The 20,372-nt window shown below is 66.7% G+C and carries 17 protein-coding genes; 10 read left to right on the forward strand and 7 right to left on the reverse strand.

What is annotated here, in order from left to right; genetic code table 11:
* Positions 1-8: 8 nt before the first annotated feature.
* Positions 9-1,247 (forward strand): erythromycin esterase family protein, encoded by a 1,239-nt coding sequence (locus KV110_RS12480; protein ID WP_218476085.1) that lies wholly within the window; start codon positions 9-11, stop codon positions 1,245-1,247.
* Here the strand turns inward: KV110_RS12480 and KV110_RS12485 are convergent.
* Complete coding sequence (locus KV110_RS12485) at positions 1,244-2,092, reverse strand: class I SAM-dependent methyltransferase (protein WP_218476086.1); 849 nt, start codon at positions 2,090-2,092, stop codon at positions 1,244-1,246. The genes KV110_RS12480 and KV110_RS12485 overlap by 4 nt on opposite strands.
* A 245-nt stretch (positions 2,093-2,337) precedes the next feature.
* Here KV110_RS12485 and rpsA point away from each other — a divergent pair, with 245 nt between their 5' ends.
* Together rpsA and KV110_RS12495 are read left to right on the forward strand one after the other, a co-directional pair.
* Positions 2,338-3,816, forward strand: a complete 1,479-nt coding sequence (gene rpsA, locus KV110_RS12490; RefSeq protein ID WP_218476087.1) for a 30S ribosomal protein S1 — start codon at positions 2,338-2,340, stop codon at positions 3,814-3,816.
* 123 nt (positions 3,817-3,939) lie between these two features.
* Positions 3,940-4,575 (forward strand): TetR/AcrR family transcriptional regulator, encoded by a 636-nt coding sequence (locus KV110_RS12495; protein WP_218476088.1) that lies wholly within the window; start codon positions 3,940-3,942, stop codon positions 4,573-4,575.
* Here the strand turns inward: KV110_RS12495 and KV110_RS12500 are convergent.
* The 3 genes from KV110_RS12500 to KV110_RS12510 form a co-directional block, all read right to left on the reverse strand.
* Positions 4,562-6,790: an MMPL family transporter gene (locus KV110_RS12500; RefSeq protein WP_218476089.1), complete on the reverse strand. Its 2,229-nt coding sequence runs from the start codon at positions 6,788-6,790 to the stop codon at positions 4,562-4,564. The genes KV110_RS12495 and KV110_RS12500 overlap by 14 nt on opposite strands.
* Before the next feature lie 127 nt (positions 6,791-6,917).
* A complete protein-coding gene (locus tag KV110_RS12505) occupies positions 6,918-7,484 on the reverse strand; it encodes a hypothetical protein (protein WP_218476091.1) in 567 nt (188 codons plus the stop codon).
* Positions 7,485-7,622: 138 nt separating this feature from the next.
* A complete protein-coding gene (locus KV110_RS12510; RefSeq protein ID WP_218476092.1) occupies positions 7,623-8,309 on the reverse strand; it encodes an NAD(P)-dependent oxidoreductase in 687 nt (228 codons plus the stop codon).
* Between the two features lie 87 nt (positions 8,310-8,396).
* Between KV110_RS12510 and KV110_RS12515 the strand changes: the two genes are divergently transcribed.
* A complete protein-coding gene (locus KV110_RS12515; RefSeq protein WP_218476094.1) occupies positions 8,397-9,098 on the forward strand; it encodes a TetR/AcrR family transcriptional regulator in 702 nt (233 codons plus the stop codon).
* Between the two features lie 76 nt (positions 9,099-9,174).
* Here KV110_RS12515 and KV110_RS12520 read toward each other — a convergent pair whose 3' ends face one another.
* Positions 9,175-10,308, reverse strand: coding sequence for a hypothetical protein (locus tag KV110_RS12520; RefSeq protein ID WP_218476095.1), 1,134 nt, complete (start codon positions 10,306-10,308; stop codon positions 9,175-9,177).
* A 213-nt stretch (positions 10,309-10,521) separates the two neighbouring features.
* Here KV110_RS12520 and KV110_RS12525 point away from each other — a divergent pair, with 213 nt between their 5' ends.
* The 6 genes from KV110_RS12525 to coaE all read left to right on the forward strand — a co-directional run bounded on the left by KV110_RS12525 (position 10,522) and on the right by coaE (position 18,919).
* On the forward strand, positions 10,522-11,499 hold the full coding sequence (locus KV110_RS12525) for an ornithine cyclodeaminase (RefSeq protein ID WP_218476097.1): 978 nt from the start codon (positions 10,522-10,524) through the stop codon (positions 11,497-11,499).
* Positions 11,490-12,839 carry an alanine racemase gene (locus tag KV110_RS12530; RefSeq protein ID WP_218476098.1) on the forward strand — a complete coding sequence of 450 codons (1,350 nt, stop codon included), beginning with the start codon at positions 11,490-11,492 and terminating at the stop codon, positions 12,837-12,839. The genes KV110_RS12525 and KV110_RS12530 overlap by 10 nt, the downstream gene beginning before the upstream one ends.
* 56 nt (positions 12,840-12,895) lie before the next feature.
* Positions 12,896-13,954, forward strand: a complete 1,059-nt coding sequence (locus KV110_RS12535; RefSeq protein WP_393539161.1) for a PLP-dependent cysteine synthase family protein — start codon at positions 12,896-12,898, stop codon at positions 13,952-13,954.
* Positions 13,955-13,957: 3 nt separating this feature from the next.
* On the forward strand, positions 13,958-15,361 hold the full coding sequence (locus KV110_RS12540; RefSeq protein WP_218476100.1) for an MATE family efflux transporter: 1,404 nt from the start codon (positions 13,958-13,960) through the stop codon (positions 15,359-15,361).
* A 212-nt stretch (positions 15,362-15,573) separates the two neighbouring features.
* On the forward strand, positions 15,574-17,118 hold the full coding sequence (locus tag KV110_RS12545) for a phospholipase C (protein ID WP_218476102.1): 1,545 nt from the start codon (positions 15,574-15,576) through the stop codon (positions 17,116-17,118).
* A 598-nt stretch (positions 17,119-17,716) separates the two neighbouring features.
* On the forward strand, positions 17,717-18,919 hold the full coding sequence (gene coaE / locus KV110_RS12550) for a dephospho-CoA kinase (RefSeq protein WP_218476103.1): 1,203 nt from the start codon (positions 17,717-17,719) through the stop codon (positions 18,917-18,919).
* Between the two features lie 57 nt (positions 18,920-18,976).
* Here the strand turns inward: coaE and KV110_RS12555 are convergent, their stop codons facing one another.
* Both KV110_RS12555 and KV110_RS12560 read right to left on the reverse strand, forming a co-directional pair.
* Complete coding sequence (locus KV110_RS12555; protein ID WP_218476104.1) at positions 18,977-19,501, reverse strand: ribonuclease FAU-1 family protein; 525 nt, start codon at positions 19,499-19,501, stop codon at positions 18,977-18,979.
* Positions 19,502-19,548: 47 nt separating this feature from the next.
* Complete coding sequence (locus tag KV110_RS12560; RefSeq protein WP_218476106.1) at positions 19,549-20,199, reverse strand: ribonuclease FAU-1 family protein; 651 nt, start codon at positions 20,197-20,199, stop codon at positions 19,549-19,551.
* Positions 20,200-20,372 lie beyond the last annotated feature (173 nt).

Below are 20,372 nucleotides of genomic sequence, written 5' to 3' on the forward strand. Positions count from 1 at the left end.
GGCACCTCATGACCAGGCAACTCTCCCTTCGCGACATCGCCTTCGATCTCGGCACCGGCAGCACCGAACTCGGTGTCGGTGTCGGCCGGTTCCTCGGCACGCTCGAACGGCCGCCCGTCCTCCTCGGTCTCGGTGAGCCGACACATGGCGTCGAGGCGTTCCCCCAACTGCGCAATCAACTGCTGGCGTACTTGGTCGAGCAGCAGGGGTACCGCGCCATCGCTCTCGAAAGCGATTGCCTCGCAGCAGTTGTCGTGGACGACTACGTGCGGACCGGTGCGGGCGACCTGGACGAGGTCCTCGCCACCGGATTCAGCCACGGCTTCGGTGCGGCTCCGGCCAATCGAGAGTTGGTCACCTGGCTGCGTGAGCACAACGCGGGCCGCGACCCCCGCGATCAGGTGCGGTTCTATGGCTTCGACGCACCGCTGGAAATGGCCGCCGCCCCGAGCCCGCGCGCCGCTTTGCTCGGCGCGCACGAGTATCTGCGCGAGCACCTGCCCGCCGGACGCGTCCCGCACGACCGCGACACCCTCGACGCTCTGCTCGGGGCCGACGCCGACTGGTCCAACCCCGCCGCCATGTACGACGCGGCAGACTCCATCGGTGACACCGACAACGCGCGCGCACTGCGTTTGGCCGCCGACGACATCGTGGCCCGCTTCGAGGCACACGCGCCCGGTCTGCGACAAGCCAGCTCGGACAACGACTTCGAACGCGCGTTGATGCTCGCGAGGGCGGCGCACGGCCTGCTGCGCTACCACGCGGAGATGGCGAAGCCGGGACCGGAACGGTTCAGCCTGCTGACCGGGTTGCGCGACGCCACGATGGCGGAGAATTTGCTCGCCATCGCCCGCGTGCAGGCGCACCACGGACCCTGCCTGGTCTTCGCCCAGAACGCACACCTGCGGCGCACCGAGTCCGCCATGCGTTTCGGCGGCATGGACGTGCACTGGTGGAGCGCGGGCGCGCTGACCGCGCCTGTTCTCGACAGTGGCTACGCGTTCATCGCGCTCGACTGCGATCGGTGGGTGGACAATCCCGCGGTTCAGCGACAACCGCACGACTTCCAGGCGGTGCTCGGGGACGCCACGGCGAGCCGGGCGCTGTTTCCGGCGCGCCCGTTGGCTGCCGCCTTGGCCGGACAGGTGGTGTCCGCACGCGTCTCGGACGACCAGCGATACGCCCCATTCGACCCCGCCGGACTCGATGGCGCCGACGCCATCGTCTTGCTCGAGTCGATCTAGCGGGGCTTCTCGGTGACGAAAATGGCGGTGCCGGGGAAGATTTCGCCGCGCAGCGGGCTCCACTGACCCCACTCGCGCTCCAGCCACTCGGGCCAGTCCGGTTCGACGATGTCCACCAGCAGCAGCCCCGCGCCGACGATCTCCCGGACCCGGTCGCCCATCGTGCGGTGGTGTTCGACGTAGGTCGGTTCGCCCTCGCTGTCGACCTCCACATAGGGCGTGCGATCGAAGTACGGGATGGTGGCGGTGAGCCCGGCCGGGCCGGGGTCGTCGGGGAAGATCCAGCGCATCGGGTGGTTCACCGAGAACACCCAGCGGCCGCCCGGCCGCAGCACCCGCGCCACCTCGCGCATCACCTGCGCGGAATCGGCCACGAACGGGATCGCACCGAACGCCGAGCAGGCCAGGTCGAACGATTCGTCACCGAACGGCAGCGTCTCGGCACCCGCCTGGATCAGCGGCACCTGCGGCCCGCCGCGCTCCATCGCGGCCCGGCCGCGCGCCAGCATCCCGATCGACAGATCGAGCCCAACCGGGTGCGCGCCCTGTCCGGCCAGCCAGCGCGAGCACGGCGCCGAGCCACACCCGATCTCCAGGATCCGCTTGCCCGCGACGTCACCGAGGAATCGCATATCGCCCTCGTGCAGGCCCTCCGGGCACCAGATGAACTCACCGTCTGGGGAATCGACGCCCAGAAAATCGGCATGCGTCTCGTGATATTGACCCGCGTCGGCGTCCCACCAGCGGCGGCTGGCCTGCTGGCTCGCGGCCGAGTCGATCCGGGTTCGCGCGGTCCCCGCGGTTCCGAGCAGTGTGTTTGCCTCTGCATGGCGATCTTCCGACACGCCGTCAGCGTATCCCGGCGTGGCGGCCGGACCGGTTTGCCCGGCCGGACCAAGGTCGCGTACGCTGAACGCGCGAGTGCCTTCAGTACAGCCGTACCGGAGTCAACCACCCGTGCTGAGTTTCACGTGCGTTACGTGCGGTACGTTCCTAGTGTCCGTCTTCACACCACCGCGGTGAATTCGCCAGCGTACCGAAAGTTCCAATGTCCGCAACCGACCACAATCCGTCCGGAGCAAACCGACATATGCCCACCACCGTCACCTCGCCGCAGGTAGCCGTCAACGACATCGGCTCCGCCGAGGATTTCCTCGCCGCCATCGACGCCACGATCAAGTACTTCAACGACGGCGACATCGTCGAAGGAACCATCGTCAAGGTCGACCGCGACGAGGTCCTGCTCGACATCGGTTATAAGACCGAAGGCGTCATCCCTTCCCGCGAACTCTCCATCAAGCACGATGTCGACCCCAATGAGGTCGTTTCCGTGGGCGATGAGGTCGAGGCCCTCGTTCTCACCAAGGAGGACAAGGAAGGCCGCCTGATCCTGTCGAAGAAGCGGGCGCAGTACGAGCGCGCGTGGGGCACGATCGAGGAGCTCAAGGAGAAGGACGAGGCCGTCAAGGGCACCGTCATCGAGGTCGTCAAGGGCGGCCTGATCCTCGACATCGGTCTCCGCGGCTTCCTGCCCGCCTCGCTCGTCGAGATGCGCCGGGTTCGCGACCTCCAGCCGTACGTCGGCAAGGAGATCGAGGCCAAGATCATCGAGCTGGACAAGAACCGCAACAACGTGGTCCTGTCCCGCCGCGCCTGGCTCGAGCAGACCCAGTCCGAGGTCCGCAGCGAGTTCCTGCACCAGCTGCAGAAGGGCCAGGTCCGCAAGGGTGTGGTCTCCTCGATCGTCAACTTCGGTGCCTTCGTGGACTTGGGCGGCGTCGACGGCCTTGTGCACGTCTCCGAGCTGTCCTGGAAGCACATCGACCACCCGTCCGAGGTTGTCGAGGTCGGCACCGAGGTCACCGTCGAGGTGCTCGACGTCGACCTGGACCGCGAGCGGGTTTCGCTGTCGCTCAAGGCGACTCAGGAAGACCCGTGGCGTCAGTTCGCCCGGACCCACGCGATCGGCCAGATCGTGCCAGGAAAGGTCACCAAGCTGGTCCCGTTCGGTGCGTTCGTGCGCGTCGAAGAGGGCATCGAGGGCCTGGTGCACATCTCCGAGCTGGCCGAGCGCCACGTGGAGGTCCCGGACCAGGTTGTCGCGGTCGGCGACGACGCGATGGTCAAGGTCATCGACATCGACCTGGAGCGTCGCCGGATCTCGCTGAGCCTCAAGCAGGCCAACGAGGACTACCACGCCGAGTTCGACCCGTCGAAGTACGGCATGGCTGACAGCTACGACGACCAGGGCAACTACATCTTCCCCGAGGGCTTCGATCCCGACACCAACGAGTGGCTCGAGGGCTTCGACAAGCAGCGCGAAGAGTGGGAAGGCCGCTACGCCGAGGCGGAGCGTCGCCACAAGATGCACACCGCTCAGATGGAGAAGATGGCGGCCGACGCCGCGGCCGAGGCCGCGAACGGTGGCGGCGGCTCGAACTACTCCTCCGAGAGTGGCGCGCAGGCTGCTTCGTCCTCCTCCACCAGCTCGTCCGAGTCGGCCGGCGGTTCGCTGGCCAGCGACGCGCAGCTGGCGGCTCTGCGGGAGAAGCTCTCCGGCAACGCCTGATAGGTACACGTGACGAAGGCCCCGGTCCGGAATGGACCGGGGCCTTCGCCCATTTCGGACCCGGTTGCCGCACGGCGTGCACCGCTTCGCCCGCTCCGGAGACGGCTCCCGGTATCCTGAGCGATGATGTCCGATGCCGCGGTAGAGCTTCCGTCGACTTCCTGGGAGCGCAGGAAGATCGAGGCGATGAGCCGCATTCAGCGGGTCGCGCTGGATCTCTTCGACGCGCACGGATACCGGAATGTGACGATCGAGCGGGTCGCCGCCGAGGCGGGGGTATCGCCGAGCTCGGTCTACCGATACTTCGGGACCAAAGAGATGCTCGTCCTGCACGACGAGGCGGATCCGAAGGTCCTCGACGCCATCCGCACCGCAGGCGGGGCCGCCACCGTCGAACCCGTCGATCTGATCGCCGTCGCGCGGATGCTGGTCCCGCTGTTGATCGATTCACTGCTGACCGAGGAGTCGGAACGCCGGATCCGGCAACGACTGCAATACATGGCGGCCATCCCCGAGATCAAGGTCGGCCAGACCAAGCAGATGCGCGATCTAGAGGATCAGTTCCGGACGCTGTTCGCCGACCGAACCGGCTTCGGCCCCAACGATCTTCGGGTGCGGATGGCCGCGGCGACCGCGGTCTGGGGCTGCGTGGCAGCCCTCGACCATTGGGCCGGAAAGGATTTCGCCGGACCACTGAAGGACGTCTACACCCAGGCCATCGGCTCGATCATCGACCAGATCGAGGTCATGTTCCGATAGTCACCCGGTCCACGCGCGACCCGCGCTTCGGCAGCCACCAATTCCACCGACCGAACAATCGCATGAACGCGGGGACAAGCACCAACCGCACCAGAACGGCGTCGATCGCGATGGCGACGGCCAGCGCGAACCCGATCTGCTTCAGCTCCAACACATCCGCGGTCACGAAGCTGGCGAAGACGGCAACCATGATGGCGGCCGCCGCGCTGATCGGCCGGGCCGTGCGCTGTAATCCATCGGCGACGGCCGCCGCGTTGTCGTGGTTGGCATCCCAGTGTTCCTTCATGCGGCGGATGAGGAACACCTCGTAATCCATTGACAGGCCGAACAACACCGCGAACACCAGCATCGGCAGATAGATCTGCAAGAACCCGCTGCTGTGGAAGCCGAGTGCGGATTCGCCGATGCCGTGCTGGAAGACCGCGACGGTAATGCCAAGTGCCGCACCGGTGGCCAGCAGATTCAGCACGATCGCCTTGACCGCCAGCACGATGCTGCGGAACGCGACGACGAGGAAGGCGAGCGAAACGGCCAGCACCAGGGTGATCACCCAAGGGAATCGGCTGGTAATCCGTTGGGACACATCGACGAACAACGCCGTCGTGCCGCCGATCCGCACCTCGGCGTCGCCGAGAGACGAGGCGCGGGAACGGATATCGGAAACCAGGTCGGTGGCGGCGGTCGACCCGAACGACGCGTGCGGGACGACGGCCGCGAACATCCGGCCGTCCGCGTACTGCGGCAGCACGGTGGCGATCCGGGGATCGCGGGACAGTTCGGCGATGAACCGGTCGGCCTCGTCGCGTGCGGCGCTGGTCAACGGTGCCGCGTCGGTGCCGGTCGCGACCACCTCGATCGGGGCAAGCAGACCCGGGACGAAGTTCTGTTCGACCAGGGTGATCGCCTGTCCGGACGGGCGGCCGGTGAGCGAGTCGAGCCCGAGATCGACGCCGTAGCGCAGACCGGTGAGCGGGGCCGCCGCCACGACCAACAGCGCCACCCCGATCGTGCCGAACAGCACCGGCCGCGCCATCACCGTGTGTGCCCATCGTGCCCAGGCACTCGACGCCGACACCGAGCGCACCTCCGCCGGACGCAGCCGCTCGGGTAGGGCGCCGCGATTCACCGCCGGGCCGAGCGTCGCGAGCACAGCGGGCAGCAGGGTGAAGGCCGCGGTCATGGTCGCGACCACCGCGGTGACCACCCCGACGGCGATCCCGTTCAACATCGGCAGCCCCACGATGGCCAGCGAGCACAGCGAGATCATCACGATGAGACCGGAGGCGAGGACGGTGCGGCCGGTGGTGTCCATCGCCGCGCCGACGGCCTGCTGAATACCGCCGCGGTCCCGGCGGTTTCGCACGCCACGCCGGGTCAGCTCCTCGTTGAAGCGGCTCACGATGAACATCGCGTAGTCGATCGCGGTACCGGTGGCGATCATGGTCGCCACCGAGAGCACCAGCGAGTCGAACGCGAGGAAGGAGGTCAGGCCGAACAGTGCGCCGATGGCGACCGCGATGCCCGCCGCGGTGACGGTGATGGGTAGCAGTGCGGCGGTCAGCGCGCCGAGCGCCAGCACCAGCAGCACCGTCGCCACCGGGATGCCGAGGGCTTCGGCGCGCTGTAGGTCGGCGGTCTCGATCTCCATCAGATCGGCTTGGATCGGTGCATAACCGGTGAGCATGGCCTGGGTACCCTCGCCGGGCGCGGTTGCGATGGCGGTCCGCAATTCCTGCACGACCCGCACGCGTTCGGAGATGTCGCCGTTGAGGCCGACGATGCCGAAGGCAGTGTGCCGATCGGCGGATATCTGGGCCGCATTGCCGTCGAAGGGCCCGATCGCACCGGCGACGCCCGTCGTCTGCCGGGCGATGCCGATGGTCCGATCGATGGTCGCGCGGTACTCCGGCGTGTCGACGGTGTGCTGCGCCGAGTGGAAGACGATCAGGTCCTGTTCGCTGCCGAAGCGGGAGAAGTGTTCCGCGACAAGGTGTTCGACCGCGACCGAATCGGATCCCGGTACCGAGTAGTCGGGTGTCCCGAGTCGGTCGTGCAGCGCGGGGTAAGCCGCGCCGCACGCCACCACGAGCAATAGCCAGACACCGAGCACGATCTTGCGGTGCTTCGCCATGGCGATACCCCACCGCCCGGCGGCGCCCCACCGCGGTTCGGGACGGGGCGGTTGCGGCCGTTCGAGGATGGTGGATTGTGCCATCGCCCCTCCATGGGCTCGATATCTGACAGTCACTATCAGGTTCTGTCGGCAAGCATACGAATACCGATGGAAAGTTTGCAAGGGACTGTCAGATATCGGCGGAGCCGAGCACGAAGGCGGGCCGAAGTCAGTTGTCGGCGTGCCGCTTCTTCCGGGAGCCATGGGTGCGTCGTGACGGCTTGGTCGTCCCACGGTTCACCTCCGGCGTGCTGGCCGGGGGCTCGGGTGGGTCGACACCCTGGGCGGTGGTGAGGGCGACGACCTGGATTTGCTCGAGCCGCAGGCCGAGGCCGGCGAGCCGGGCGATCACGCCGAGGCGGTGCTCCGGCAGGCCGGGCCGAATGGGCAGGGGAGTCCGGCCGGGTCGCCGCAGCACATAACCGCGGCTGTCCGGGTCGAACTCGATCGGCGCGCCGTCCCGGATGGCCCGGTAGGCGTCCAGGTCGAGATCGTTGTGCCGGATCGGATCGATCAGCAACGCATCAATCAGCCGTTCGGCATGCGCCAGCCGCATATCCCGCTCGTAGGGCTCGAGGGATTCCACCTGCCGGGCGACCCGCCACCGATAGTCGTCGGCTGCGGCGCGCAGCAGGTACCGATGCCGCTCGACCTCAGCCGCCAGCTCGACCAGCCGCTCGAGGTTGTCCCACATCGGGTCGCGCGGGTCGGGCATCGAAGCTGGGACGTCAGGCATTGTGCCTCCTCGGTCGAGTTGCCAATTACGTTGGGCAACAACTCGATCGACGTCCGACCTGGTTTCTATTGTGCCGTAGGGGTACGACAGGTTTCGGTAGGCTGTGCCGCACGGTGGTAATGCGGCACAGCCGGTTTATCAGTAGCCGACGGTGAAACGGCGTTGGATATGGCGCGGCTGTTCGGCTTCGTCGATCAGGGCGACCGCGACGTCCTCGGCGGAAATATCGCCCGCGCCGTCCGCGGGAACGAGCAGCTGATCGCCGCCGATCCGGAAGCGCCCCGTGCGCTCGCCCGGCTCGATCCGGCCCGCGGAGGGACTGAGATAGGTCCAGTGGCGATTGGACAACCGGTAGACGTTCAAGGCATCCCGCAGTGCCCGCACCACTTCGGCGTATTCGGCGGGAACCTCGAGCACCTCGGTGAGGGTGCGGGTGAAGTCCGCGCCGGTATCGACCAGTTGCACCCCGGGTGCGACCTCCAGGCTGCCCGCACCGCCGACGGTGATCACCCGGATGCGCGGATGCCGTTCGAGCGCGCTGACCATCGCCTGCGCTCCGACGACGAAATTCTCTGCGTTGGCGATGGTATCGGCGATGCCGTGCCCGGCGTTGACCGCGCTGATCACCACGTCGAGGCCGGTGATGGCCGCCGCGATGCTGTCGGCGTCGAGCCAGTCGGCCACTTTCCAGGTGACGGTCCCTCGGTCGGCGGGGAACCGCGCGGCGGCACGGGTGAATGCGGTAACCCGATGCCCTCGCTGCTGTGCTTCGGCGACGACGCGAGCGCCGATGACACCTGTCGCCCCGAAAATCCCGATCTCCACGATCACTCCCTAAACGCTGTTCATTTACTACACGCCGTTCAGTATCGGCACGGCTGATAGTAGCCAAACGCTGTAGAGTGTCAAACCGTGGTGGAGGTCGCGAAGAGTCGCAGGGAGCGTCTGCGCGAGCAGGCCGCAGCGGATATCAAGGCGATTGCGCTGCGGTTATTGGCCGAAGGAGGCCCCGATGCGATCTCGTTGCGCGCCATCGCCCGGGATATGGGGATGACGGCGGGCGCCATCTACGGCTACTACGCCACCCGCGACGAGCTCATCTCCACGCTCATCTCCGACGTCTACACCGCCCTGGTGGACCGGCTCGAAGCGGCCCGCGACGCGATCCCCGCCGACGACCCCGCCGGTCGCATCGTGGCGTGGGGCGAGGGCGTGCGCGACTGGGCGGTCACCCATCCCGCGGAATTCCGGCTCATCTACGGCGACCCGGTACCGGGCTACCAGCCTCCGCCGGGCGGACCGGCCACCGCCGCCGAATTGCGTGCCTGCACCGGCCTCGTCGGGCTGGCCGCTGCCGCGTGGCCGTATGCCGAAAAGAGCCAATCCTCCAGCGGCACAACGTGGTCCGATTTCGACGTGGGCCTCGTCGAGCACGTCCGCGCGGACTTCCCCGACCTCCCGCCCTCGGCCCTCGGGCTGGCGCTGCGCATGTGGGGTCGCATGCACGGCCTGATCGCGCTCGAGGTCTACGGCCACCTGGTGCCCCAATCCCGGGATCCCGCAAAGCTTTTCCGCATCGAGATGCTCGATCTGGTCCGCTCACTCGGGCTGTAGGTATACCGAATGGGCCTCGCCGACACCCCTCCGCTGCTGTTGTCTGGATGATTGCTAGCCGTCTGATATCAGTGCGTCAGACCCCGAGATAGCCGATGGTCGCCGCGAACATGATGCCGGTGAACAGCGGCCAGAAGAGCAGTTTGGGCAGCAGGTTGTCGCGCCAGGCGATGAGCTTGCCGAACGCGCCCGAGAGCAGCACCGTGGCGTTGAGGGCGACCAGCAAGGTCATCACATACAGGGTGAAGTACCAGTATTCGATGTAGGCGATGCCCGCGGACCCGATCTCCTGTCGGGCCGCGTTGTCGTTGACCGCGACGACCAGCACCGTGGAAACGGAGAAGGTGATGATCGCGAAGGCGGTGAACCCGGAGATCGGTCGCCGATCCGGGTCGGTGGTGATGACGAACAGCGACAGGAACATCAGCACCGCCAGCAGCATGACCGGGACGATCCGGCCGATCAGCGGGCCGAGCAGGCCGCGGCTGACGCCGACGTTGAAGTACAACTCGTCGGTGTTGGCCAGCCCGGGATGGTCCAGCATGCTGTAGTCCTGGCGGTTCAGGCTGAAGACCGTGTAATCGGGGCGCCAGTCACCGAAGACGAGGCCGGGGTCCAAGCCGTTGAGCGCGTGCCCACGCCACGGCGGGAACGAGTCGAAGGCGGGCACCAACTGGACCAGATGGGTCATGTCGACCGGGCGCATCCGCAGCCAGATGTCCTGGTGGTCGAGCGGATAGTCCTCGTAGTGGAACTGCTGGCGAATGACGGTCGAGAACGACCAGACCAGCACCCGGTTCTCGCCGAGCGGATACTCGAAGACCTTCTTGAGGCAGTGCGGGTCCTCGGCCTCGAGCAGCAGCACCCCCGGTTGGATCTCCGCCGGAAAGCCCGGCGGTATGTGCTGCCAGATGTGGCCGGTGGCCTTGACATTGTGCGCGTTGATGAACTGGAGCGAGTTCAGCAGCACGCCGGTCGAGAGCCGAGGGACGACGCGATCCTGCGGCAGGTGCGGCGTCACCGCCTTCTCCACCTCGGCGTAATTCGAGACGGTGGTACCGATCTCCGCGATCGGCGCGTGGCTGCTCCCGGCGTGCGTCCAGGAGTAGACGGTGCCGAAGGCGAACAGCAGTGACACGCCGAATGCGCCGAGCCACAGCAGCGGCTGCCACTTGTGCGCCCGGCGTGGGATCACATCTCTGATCGGCACAGGCAGGAGATTAGCTCGAGGTTAACCAGTTGCCGGTGTTTCGCCTCGTCGCGCGTGCATGTCGTGCCCGGGTTGGCTGATGTGTCCGATTTCACCTCAGATGCTAATGAAAATCATTATCGATAGTCTACGATGCTCTTATGGCTTTGCCTCGGATCGGGATATGTGCTGCCGCAATGGCATTCGTAATCCGCACCACGACATCGGAGTTCTATGAGTAACGCACTACACATTCTCACTCGCACCGATCTGGCCGACATCGACATTCCGCCCGCCGAGGTCATCGATCTGGTCGAGGACGGCTACCTGGCCTTCGCGCGCGGCGACTCCCGCTGTCCGGTGAAACTGATGATGCCGATCCCGAAGCCGGAACGCGACGCGGTGTCGTATTCGATGCTGGGTTACGACAGTTCGCTCGAGCACCTGGGATTCAAGACGTCCTACCGGCAGGGCAGCGAGAGTGCGGACAAGTACTACACGACGATCAGCCTGTACGACGACACCACCGGTCTGCCGTTCGCGTTCATGGACTGCCAGCGCGTCGGCGCCGCCCGTACCCCGGCCACCACCGCCATCATCGCGAAACACAGTGCCCGCGCGGGCGCGACGAGCGCACTCATGATCGGCACGGGCATTCAGGGGCGAAACACGTTGCCGTACTTGCTGACCGCGCTACCGGAGTTGCGGCAACTGCGGTTGTTCGGAACCCACCCCGACGGCATCGCGGAAAGTATTGGGGCGCTGCACCGCTGGTTCCCGGACCGGCAGCTCGAGCTCGTCGACGATGTGCCATCGGCGGTCGCCGAGTCCGACATCGTGGTGGTGGCGTCCGGCCGGGCCGCGCATCCCAAGGTACGAACCGAATGGCTGCCGCGGGGTGGGTTGCTGATCTCGGTGGCCAGCAAGGGCGTCGAGAGTGGCGCCCTGCGCGCCGCCGACTACGCGATCGCCACCAGCGCAGGACAACTCGGCGTCACCGGCAGCCGGCTGGCGGGGCCGGACGGTCAGCCGGTCATCGACGCCGAACTGCCGGACATCGTGGCGGGGCGGGCGTTGGGACGGTCCACCGAGGACGATCGGGTATTCGCCTTCGCCAGCGGCATGATCATCACCGATATCCCGGTCGCCCACGCACTGGCGACCCGCGCGGTGGCGGCGGGACGCGGACAGCGGGTGCAACTGTGGTCCTGAACGCCGCACTCGTCGATATCCCCGCGCTGCCCGCGGTGGAACAGGAATGGCAGCGGCGGGTTCGGACGGATCAACATCTGCTCTTCGACATCCACCACGCGGTGGGCGGCCCGTTCCACGTGGTCTATCCCGCGCAGTTCGCCGAGAACCTCCGCTCTTTCCAGAAAACGCTGGCCGGGCACGGGGTGCGCGGCCAGGTCTACTACGGCAAGAAGGCCAATAAGGCGGGCTGCTGGCTGCCCGCGATCGCCGACCTCGACGGCGCGGTGGATGTCGCCAGCGAGCCCGAACTGGTGCACGCGCTGGCGCACGGCGTCCGCGGTCGCGACATCGGGGTGACCGGCGCGGCCAAAACCGATGCGCTACTGCGGCTTGCCGCCCGGCACGACTGCGTGGTCGCCATCGACGCGCTCGACGAACTGGAGCGGATCGCCGAGATCGCGCGCAGCGCGGGGCGGGTGCGAATCCTGTTGCGGCGGTTGCCGCCGAACGCGCCGGACAGCCGATTCGGCTTGTCGGCAGCGGATCTCGACACCGCGATCGCCCGATGTGTGCGGCTACGACCGTGGGTCGAACTGATCGGGTTCTCTTTCCACCTGGACGGTTACGCGGTCGCACCGCGAGCCGAACTCGCCTTCGACCTGATCCGGTTGTGCGCCTCGACGAAAGCACAGGGCCTGCCGGTCGACACGCTGTCGATCGGCGGCGGCTTCGCCTGCCGCTACCTGCGTGAGGACGACTGGAACGGCTTCCTCGCCCACCGGCGCGACGACTGGTTCCACGCCGGAAAACAGTTCGGCAAGTTCTATCCGTACGCACAGGACCCGACGGGTGCCGACATGCTGGACGCCATCCTCGCGACCACGTTCGAGGGCGGCACGTTGGCGAAGCACCTGCGCGATAACGATATCCAGCTCTTCATCGAACCCGGCCGCGCACTGCTCATCGATGCGGGCTTTACGGTGTTCCCGGTTCTCGGCTACAAGCACAATGCCGACTACGGCATCACGACTGTGCACGGCCTGAGCATGAGCGTGTCCGAACAGTGGAAAGGGAGCGAATTTCTGCCGGACCCGATCCTGGTGCCCCGCAAGCACGATCCGGCGGCCGGGCCGATCGCCAGCTGTGTCGGCGGCGCGAGCTGCATGGAATACGACGTGCTCACCTGGCGCAAGGTGCCGCTGCCGCAGCGTCCCGAATACGGCGACCTACTGCTGTATCCGAACACGGCGGGCTACCAGATGGACAAGAACGAGAGCGAATTCCACCAGCTGCCACTGCCCCCGAAGGTAGTTATCACGGATGCGGAGGGCCGGTTTCGGTGGCGCTTGGACAAGTGAGCACGCATGGACAGGTGAAAACGCACACCGTGCAGCCGCGACCGCTGTCCGCCCAATTGCCGCGCCGCCGAGAGAACGTCGTCCGCGCCGCCTCCGAACTGATCGGCGCCACCCCGCTGCTCGAACTCGTGCGCACCGGCGCGGGCACCCGTTTGCTGCTCAAGCTGGAGCAGTTCAACCCGACCGGCTCCGCGAAGGTGCGGATGGCGCGGGAGATGGTGCTACAGGCCGAACGCAGCGGCGAATTGCGTCCCGGCGGGCACATCGTCGAACCGACCTCCGGCAATACCGGTACCGGTCTCGCGCTGATGGCCATCGAACGCGGTTACACGTTCACCGCGGTGGTGGACGACCACGCCGCCAAGGACAAGTTGCGCGCCATGAAAGCGATGGGCGCACAGCTGGTTTCGGTCGACAGCGGCACCGGCGGCGGTCCGAGCACGGTGGAGCGCAGGCGAGTCGCCGATGAGATCGCGGCCCGCACCGGCGCGTACCGACCGGACCAGCACAACAATCCGCACAACAACGCGGGCTATCGCGACCTCGCGGGCGAACTGCTCGCCGATCTCAACACCGATATCGACTACCTGGTGGGCGCTGTAGGGACCGGCGGATCACTCTGCGGGACAGTCGAGGAACTACGCAGGCTCGGCTCGCGAGTGCGCGCGCTGGGTGTCGAGCCCGTGGGCTCCATCATCTTCGGTGGCGCGGGTGGCAGCTACTGGCAGTCCGGTGCGGGTAGCCCGGCCGGGTTCTCGGTGGGCGGCAACGTGAAATACGACGCGATCGATGAGGGCTGCCGAGTGGGCGACATCGACGCGTTCGCCACCGCGCGAGTGGTCGCGCGTCGCACCGGCATCCTGGTCGGCGGAACGGGCGGTGCGGCAATCCATGTCGCGGTGCGCCGACTGGTGCATCTGCCCGCGGGGAGCACCGTGGTCGTGCTGATCTGCGATGCGGGGGAGAAGTACCTCGACACCGTGTACGACGACGACTGGTTACACGAGCGCGGGTTGTACGACCGGGCGGCACAGCAGCGGACCGTCCGGCTGCTGCGGGCGTACGACGAATCCGTGCGGCTGGCGGCATATGGCGTCGAGCGGACGGGAGCCTAGCCCATGGCCTTTCGAGAGTATCGGGCCATCGTCGCGCTGGCCGCCCCGATCGCCGGTATCCAGCTCGCCCAGGTGGCGCTGACCACGGTGGATCTGGCGATGATGGGACTGCTCGGTGTCACCTCCGTCGCGGCAGGCGGACTGGCGTTGCTGCTGTACAACCAACTGCGCACCATGTGTGTCGGCATGATCACCGGTGTCGGGAACATGATCGCCCAGGCGGTCGGGAGTAGTGAAAAACGCAGCGGCAGTGCCGATATCGATGAGCAAGCGTGCATCGAGATCCAAGGATATGTCCGTGCCGCGGCACTTGTGGCCACGGTGACATCGGCAGCGGGCGCGCTGATCCTGATCACGCTCGGCTATGCGCTGCGCTGGCTCGGTCAGGATCCCGACGTGCTGGCGCTGGCCCGCCCGATCATGTGGACACTGGCCCCCGGGCTCATCCCCATGCTGTGGCTGAACGTGTTGCGCCAGTTCGCCGTCGGCCTGCGGCGCGCGGGCTCGCTGTTGCGCGTGACGCTGCTGTCGATCGGTGTCAACGCGCTGCTGAACGCGCTGTTCATCTTCGGCTGGTTCGGCATGCCGAAACTGGGCCTTGCCGGAATCGGCCTGTCCACCACGCTGGTTCAGGTCTGGACGTGCTGCCTGTACCTGCGCACCGTCCGGCGTGACCCACTGCTCGGTGACCTGCTGTCCCTGCGCTTTTGGCAGGCCGATCGCGCGACGGTCACACGAATTGTCCGGATGGGCACCCCGATATCGCTGACTTACGGTGCGGAAGCGGCGATCACATCCATTGCCGCGGTGCTGATGGGCAGCTTCGGGCCGGTGGCACTGGCCGCGAGCAATATCGTCAACCAGCTGGCCTATATCGTGTATCAGGTCAATATCGGCCTCTCCCAAGGCTCCTCGATTCTGGTCAGTAGAACCGTCGGGCAAGGGGACGGGCCCGCGGTGGCGGGCATCGCCCGGCGGACCTTCGCGCTCGGCTTCGCGTTCATGACCGTGGTCGGCCTCGGCTACGTGCTGTTTCCCGGCGCGGTACTCGCCCCGTTCCTGAGTTCGCACCACGACGACACCGCCGTCATCGCCGCGGCGTCGACGCTGCTGTGGTTCGCGATCGTCCAGCAGTACTGCAAGGGTTCGCAAAACCTGTCCATCGGGTTGCTGCGCGGCATCGGAAACACCAAGGCGGGGATGCAGAGCACGCTGATCGGCTACTTCGCCATCGGCGTGCCCGCCATGGCCGTGTTCGGGTTCGGCCTCGGCTGGCGCGGCCCCGGCATCTGGCTCGGCCTGTGTTTCGGCTTCGGCGCCACGGCATTGTTGGTGTGGCGCAGGTTTCTGCGCGGTGCCGCCGACTTGGCCACGCCCACGCGGGAATCCGTGACCGCGACGGGATGAAACGGGCAAAAGGGGTGAAACACTCAGGAGCGCGGAGCAATTCGGGCATTTGTTCGGCTACCGCGCCGAAACGGTCGCCCACCGGCGTGGTCCGGATCACTTCACGGTCCGGCTAAACGATCTTTCTCTGCGGCGTCACAGCACGTCGGGTATGGTCGGCGCGGATCGCGAAATTCTGCTCGACAGCCCTGGCGGAAAGGTCGGCCGACGAGATGTGCGCAGCAGGGCCGTTCAGCGGGCTCAATCGCAGACAATTCCTAGCGAAGGCGGCGGCGGCCGGTGCGGTGGGCGCGTTGGCATCCTGGGCCGACCCGATCATCGAACGGGCCTACGCCGCCGACCCCGCCGGGATGGGTGGCCTGGGCGACATCGAGCACTTCGTGTTGCTGATGCAGGAAAACCGCTCCTTCGACCACTATTTCGGCACCCTGTCCGGCGTGCGCGGGTTCGACGAGGCGGCGACAGCCTGGCGGCAGTACGGCTGGACGCCGGGCGCGGGCCCGACACCCGACGGCTATGTGAATCCGTTCCGGCTCGACACCACCCGCGGCGCAACGCTCGACGGCGAATGCATCAATGATCCGGACCACAGCTGGGGCGGCATGCACCGGGCCTGGAACGGTGGACGCAACGATCAGTGGATGCCGATGTCGATCGCCAGCGTCGGCGCGGCCAACGCGCCCGCGGCGATGGGTTACTACCTGCCGCAAGACATTCCGGTCCACACCGCGCTCGCGGACGCCTTCACCCTGTGCGACAACTATCACTGCTCGGTACTGGGCCCCACCGACCCGAACCGGCTGTACTGGATCAGCGGCACCATCGACCCGGACGGCAACGCGGGCGGCCCGCTGGTGGAAACCCCCAGGCTGATCCCGCAGCACGTCTACAGCTGGCGCACCTATCCGGAGAACCTATCCGAGGCCGGCGTCAGCTGGAAGGTCTACAACAACCGCGACGTCGGCCCGCTGTCCTCGGTGATCCTCGACGGCATGCTCGGCTGCTTCACCCAATCCGCTGACCCGAACTCTGAATTGGCGCGTCGCGGCAGGGTGCCGGTGTACCCCAACGATTTTCAGGCCGACGTCGCCAACGACACGCTGCCCGCCGTGTCCTGGGTGATTCCGTCGCTGCTCAATTGCGAACATCCCGCGCTGCCCGCGGCATTCGGTGCGTTCGGCATCATCGGGCTGCTCGACATCCTCACCTCGAATCCGAAGGTGTGGGAGAAGACCGCGCTGATCGTCAGTTATGACGAGAACGGCGGCTTCTTCGACCACGTCACCCCGCCCACGCCACCGCCGGGCACCCCAGGCGAGTTCCTCACCGTGCCGCTCGACCGCGTGTCGGCGGCCGAGGGCATCGCCGGTCCGATAGGTTTGGGGTATCGCGTTCCCGCGCTGGTGATTTCGCCGTATGCCCGGGGCGGGCTCGTCGCCTCGGAAACGTTCGACCACACCTCACAGCTGCGACTGCTGGAAACCAGATTCGGTGTGGAGGTGCCGAATGTGACCGCGTGGCGCCGCGGCGTCACCGGCGATATGACCTCCACCTTCGATTTCGGCTCGGCACCGGATACCGCGAAACCGGTGCTGCCCGACCCGAAACCGAAAATGGATGCCGCGGTCGCCCAATGCGGCCCGAATATCGCATTGGGTTCGGTGACCACCGGGATTCCCTATCCGGTGCCGCCGAACGCGATGCCGACACAGCAACCCGGTACCCGGCGCAGGCCGAGTGGGTTGATTCGGGCATGAGAGTGGCCCAGCCCTGGCGGGGGCTGGGCCACTTCTCGAAGTATGAGGTCAGCTGGCGGTGGCAGGCACCCACCGGACCGAGGAGACGGCGGAGCGTTTCCGCATGGCCGCGAAGCTGTGCCGGGCCGGGCTGATCAACGCGGTGAACCATGTGCGACGGTGCTCGGCTAACGCGGCTGCGACGGCGGGAATCTGGACGCAGTGAACTCCGCCCGCCATGCCCAGGCGGTGGCGAGCCGTCTGGTTGTTTCTGGTGCCCAATGGTGTTCCTTTGCTTGCTGGTGCTGGCGCCTGGATCGCCACGGCGAAGATTAGTCGAACGAAAGGGCCCCGCAGAGTATTTTGCGCAAGTAATTGCCCCGGCGTGTCGAAAAGTTGTGGCTGGTCGACCGGGTCCGGCCGTAATTGTTGCGAATTGGTCTCGGGCTCGTCACGGATCGGGCAATTGCGGCGGCGGGAGGTGGAAAGTGCCGCCGCGATGGGTAATCCAGCTGTTTGTGTCGCAACCTGTACACGGGCCCACCGCGCCCATCGAGCGGCCCCGGTGCGCAACCGGGCGGCGGGTGGGCCGCGGTGGGCGAGATGCGAGACTGGTCGAATGTTGCGGATCGGCCTCACCGGAGGCATGGGAGCGGGCAAGTCGACGGTGGCGCGGATTCTCGCCGACCTCGGTGCGGTGGTCATCGATTCCGACTTGATCGCACGGGAGGTCGTCGCCCCCGGGACCGAGGGCCTCGCGGCACTGGTCGATGCGTTCGGTGCCGAGATCCTGGCCGCCGACGGCAGCCTGGATCGCCCCGCCTTGGCCGCCAAGGCATTCGCGGACGACGAATCGCGCGCGACATTGAATTCGATAACGCATCCGCTGGTCGGTAAACGCACCGCCGAACTCATTTCCGCGGCGCCGCAGGATGCCATTGTCGTGCAGGACATTCCATTGCTGGTGGAAAATGGTCTCGCGCCATTGATGAACCTGGTTCTTGTCGTCGATGTCGATGCCGAAACTCGGCTGCGTCGACTGGTGCAATTCCGCGGTGTCACCGAATCCGACGCGCGGGCGCGTATCGCGGCGCAAGCCACCGACGAGCAGCGGCATGCGGTGGCGGATGTGTTACTCGACAACAGCGGGGCGCCGGAAGAGGTCGAGGAGGCAGTGCGCGAGCTGTGGCACGCGCGGCTGGTGCCATTCGAGCGCAACCTGCGCACGGGCACCCCCGCGCGGCGCAAAGAGATACGGCTGGTGCCGCCGAATCCGGAATGGGCAGCCCAAGCGCAACGACTCATTGCCCGGCTGTGGGTGGCGTGCGGGTCTTCGGCGGTGCGGATCGACCATATCGGGTCTACCGCGGTGCCGGACTTTCCCGCCAAGGATGTGATCGATCTCCAGATCACGGTCGCCGACCTCGCGGCGGCCGATGGATTGCGGGATACGTTGGGGGCGGCGGGTTTTCCGGTCCGGCCGGAGAACACGCAGGATGAACCCCGGCCGACGCCGGAGGATCCGGCGGGAACCGATCTCACGTTGTGGGGCAAGCGTTTTCACCAGAATGCCGATCCTGGTCGCCTCGCCAATGTGCACGTGCGCGCCGAGGGGTCACCGGGGCAGCAGTACGCGTTGTTGTTCCGCGACTGGCTGCGCGCCGACGCCGCGGCCCGCGCGGAATATCTCGAGGTGAAGCGCGAGGGTGAAGCGAAAGCGTCCCGCTTGTCCGGTCCGGCAGCGACGGCCGCTTACCTGGAGGTCAAGGAACCTTGGTTCGCGGCCGCTTATCCACGCATGCTGGCCTGGCGGGATCGCTAGCGACGCGCCAGCACTGCCGGTCGGCAGAGCGGCGCGGCGTCCAGTCGGTAGAGCGGGTCAGATCCAGGTCAGGGTGATGCCCAACGGTTCGAGCCAGCGCTCGAGGCTGTAGCCGTTGGCGGCGATGCCGTCGATCGTCGTGGTCGCGTGTTCGATGGCCGACTGGGCCTGGGCGGCCGTGAGGAGTCCGGCGGCGTGGGCGGCGAGGAGCTCGTCGACGTCGAGCAGTTCGGTGTCGCGGCCGGAGCGCACGACGATGTCCAGATAGTGGTCCACCGACTTCCACCGCTGCGGGCCGACCTGGTTGTACTCGCCGAGGTCGAGGTAGAAGTCCTGGTCGCGTTGGTGCTCGGGGTGGTAGTGGAAGACGGTCGCGCGCAGCGCCAAGCCGGGCAGCAGCCACGATTCGATGTAGTGGAACTGTTCATGGTCGGAGGTCCGCGCCATGTACAGGCCCCATGGCTCCACGTGGTACCGCTCGACCGGCCGCACGAATCCCTTCGGATCCGTGTTGGTCAGGTCCGCGAGGTCGAAGTACTCGACCTTGGGTCGATGTACGTCAACGGAAGGTGCCTGCGTCATGCATTCAGAATCTACCGCTGCGGCGACCGCGTCGAGTGGCCTGGCGGTTACATCCAGGTGAGCGTGATGCCCTGGGTGGCCAGCCAGTCCTCCACACAGTGGTCGTTGGCGGCGAGTCCGTCCAGTGCGGCCGTCGCGCAGTCGAAGGCCCGGTGCGCCTGCACTGTGTCCACCAATCCGGCCGCGTGGGCGGCCAGCAGGTCGTCGACGCCGCGCAGTTCGACGGTGTGGCCGCGGTGCACCTCGATGTCGAGATAGTGGTCGACGGCCTTCCAGAGTTTCGGCTCGAGCTGGGTGAACTCGCCGATATCGAGGTGGAAGTCGTGACACACGTGGTGCGCCGGGTTCCGGCGGGTGAGCGACACGCGCAGCGACAACTCGGGCAGCAGCCAGCACTCGAGGTAGTGGTGGTGTGGAACGGGGACGACCCGCGCCATGTACACGCCCCACGGTTCCTGCTGGTAGCGCTCGACCTGGCGGACGAACCCCTTGCTGTCGGTGCTGGTGAGCTCCGCGAGATTGAAGAACTCGACCTCGGGCCGGTGCGGCGGGTGACCGGGCGGTAATTCGGTGGTCGGTGGGGTGGCGGCGGGTTCGGAGTGCATCAGCCGGGGTACCGCGGCGCGGAGATGCCTGGCGACGTTTCCGGCGAAGCCGGTGGTTGGCACGGTTTTGAGCAATGGAATCAGACCTCTCATGGCTCTTGGTCCTTCGCCACATCCGAACTTGTTGTCCGAACAACCAAATCAGAGTACACCTGGCAAAAGCCGTGTGGGGGGAATGACGCGACATCATTTCCGACACGAATTGTGTTGCCGCAAAGGACATTTCGGACACAGCCTAGGGGAGAAATGTGAAACGGCATCGGTGC

It is taken from the genome of Nocardia iowensis (genome assembly GCF_019222765.1).
GTDB lineage: Bacteria > Actinomycetota > Actinomycetes > Mycobacteriales > Mycobacteriaceae > Nocardia > Nocardia iowensis.

Coding starts and splice junctions, on each gene's coding strand:
- KV110_RS12500 (WP_218476089.1), bottom strand. CDS start 6,790: ATGGCACAATCCACCATCCTCGAACGGCCGCAACCGCCCCGTCCCGAA.
- rpsA (WP_218476087.1), top strand. CDS start 2,338: ATGCCCACCACCGTCACCTCGCCGCAGGTAGCCGTCAACGACATCGGC.
- KV110_RS12545 (WP_218476102.1), top strand. CDS start 15,574: ATGTGCGCAGCAGGGCCGTTCAGCGGGCTCAATCGCAGACAATTCCTA.
- KV110_RS12495 (WP_218476088.1), top strand. CDS start 3,940: ATGATGTCCGATGCCGCGGTAGAGCTTCCGTCGACTTCCTGGGAGCGC.
- KV110_RS12480 (WP_218476085.1), top strand. CDS start 9: ATGACCAGGCAACTCTCCCTTCGCGACATCGCCTTCGATCTCGGCACC.
- KV110_RS12560 (WP_218476106.1), bottom strand. CDS start 20,199: ATGAGAGGTCTGATTCCATTGCTCAAAACCGTGCCAACCACCGGCTTC.
- KV110_RS12555 (WP_218476104.1), bottom strand. CDS start 19,501: ATGACGCAGGCACCTTCCGTTGACGTACATCGACCCAAGGTCGAGTAC.
- coaE (WP_218476103.1), top strand. CDS start 17,717: ATGTTGCGGATCGGCCTCACCGGAGGCATGGGAGCGGGCAAGTCGACG.
- KV110_RS12525 (WP_218476097.1), top strand. CDS start 10,522: ATGAGTAACGCACTACACATTCTCACTCGCACCGATCTGGCCGACATC.
- KV110_RS12505 (WP_218476091.1), bottom strand. CDS start 7,484: ATGCCTGACGTCCCAGCTTCGATGCCCGACCCGCGCGACCCGATGTGG.
- KV110_RS12540 (WP_218476100.1), top strand. CDS start 13,958: ATGGCCTTTCGAGAGTATCGGGCCATCGTCGCGCTGGCCGCCCCGATC.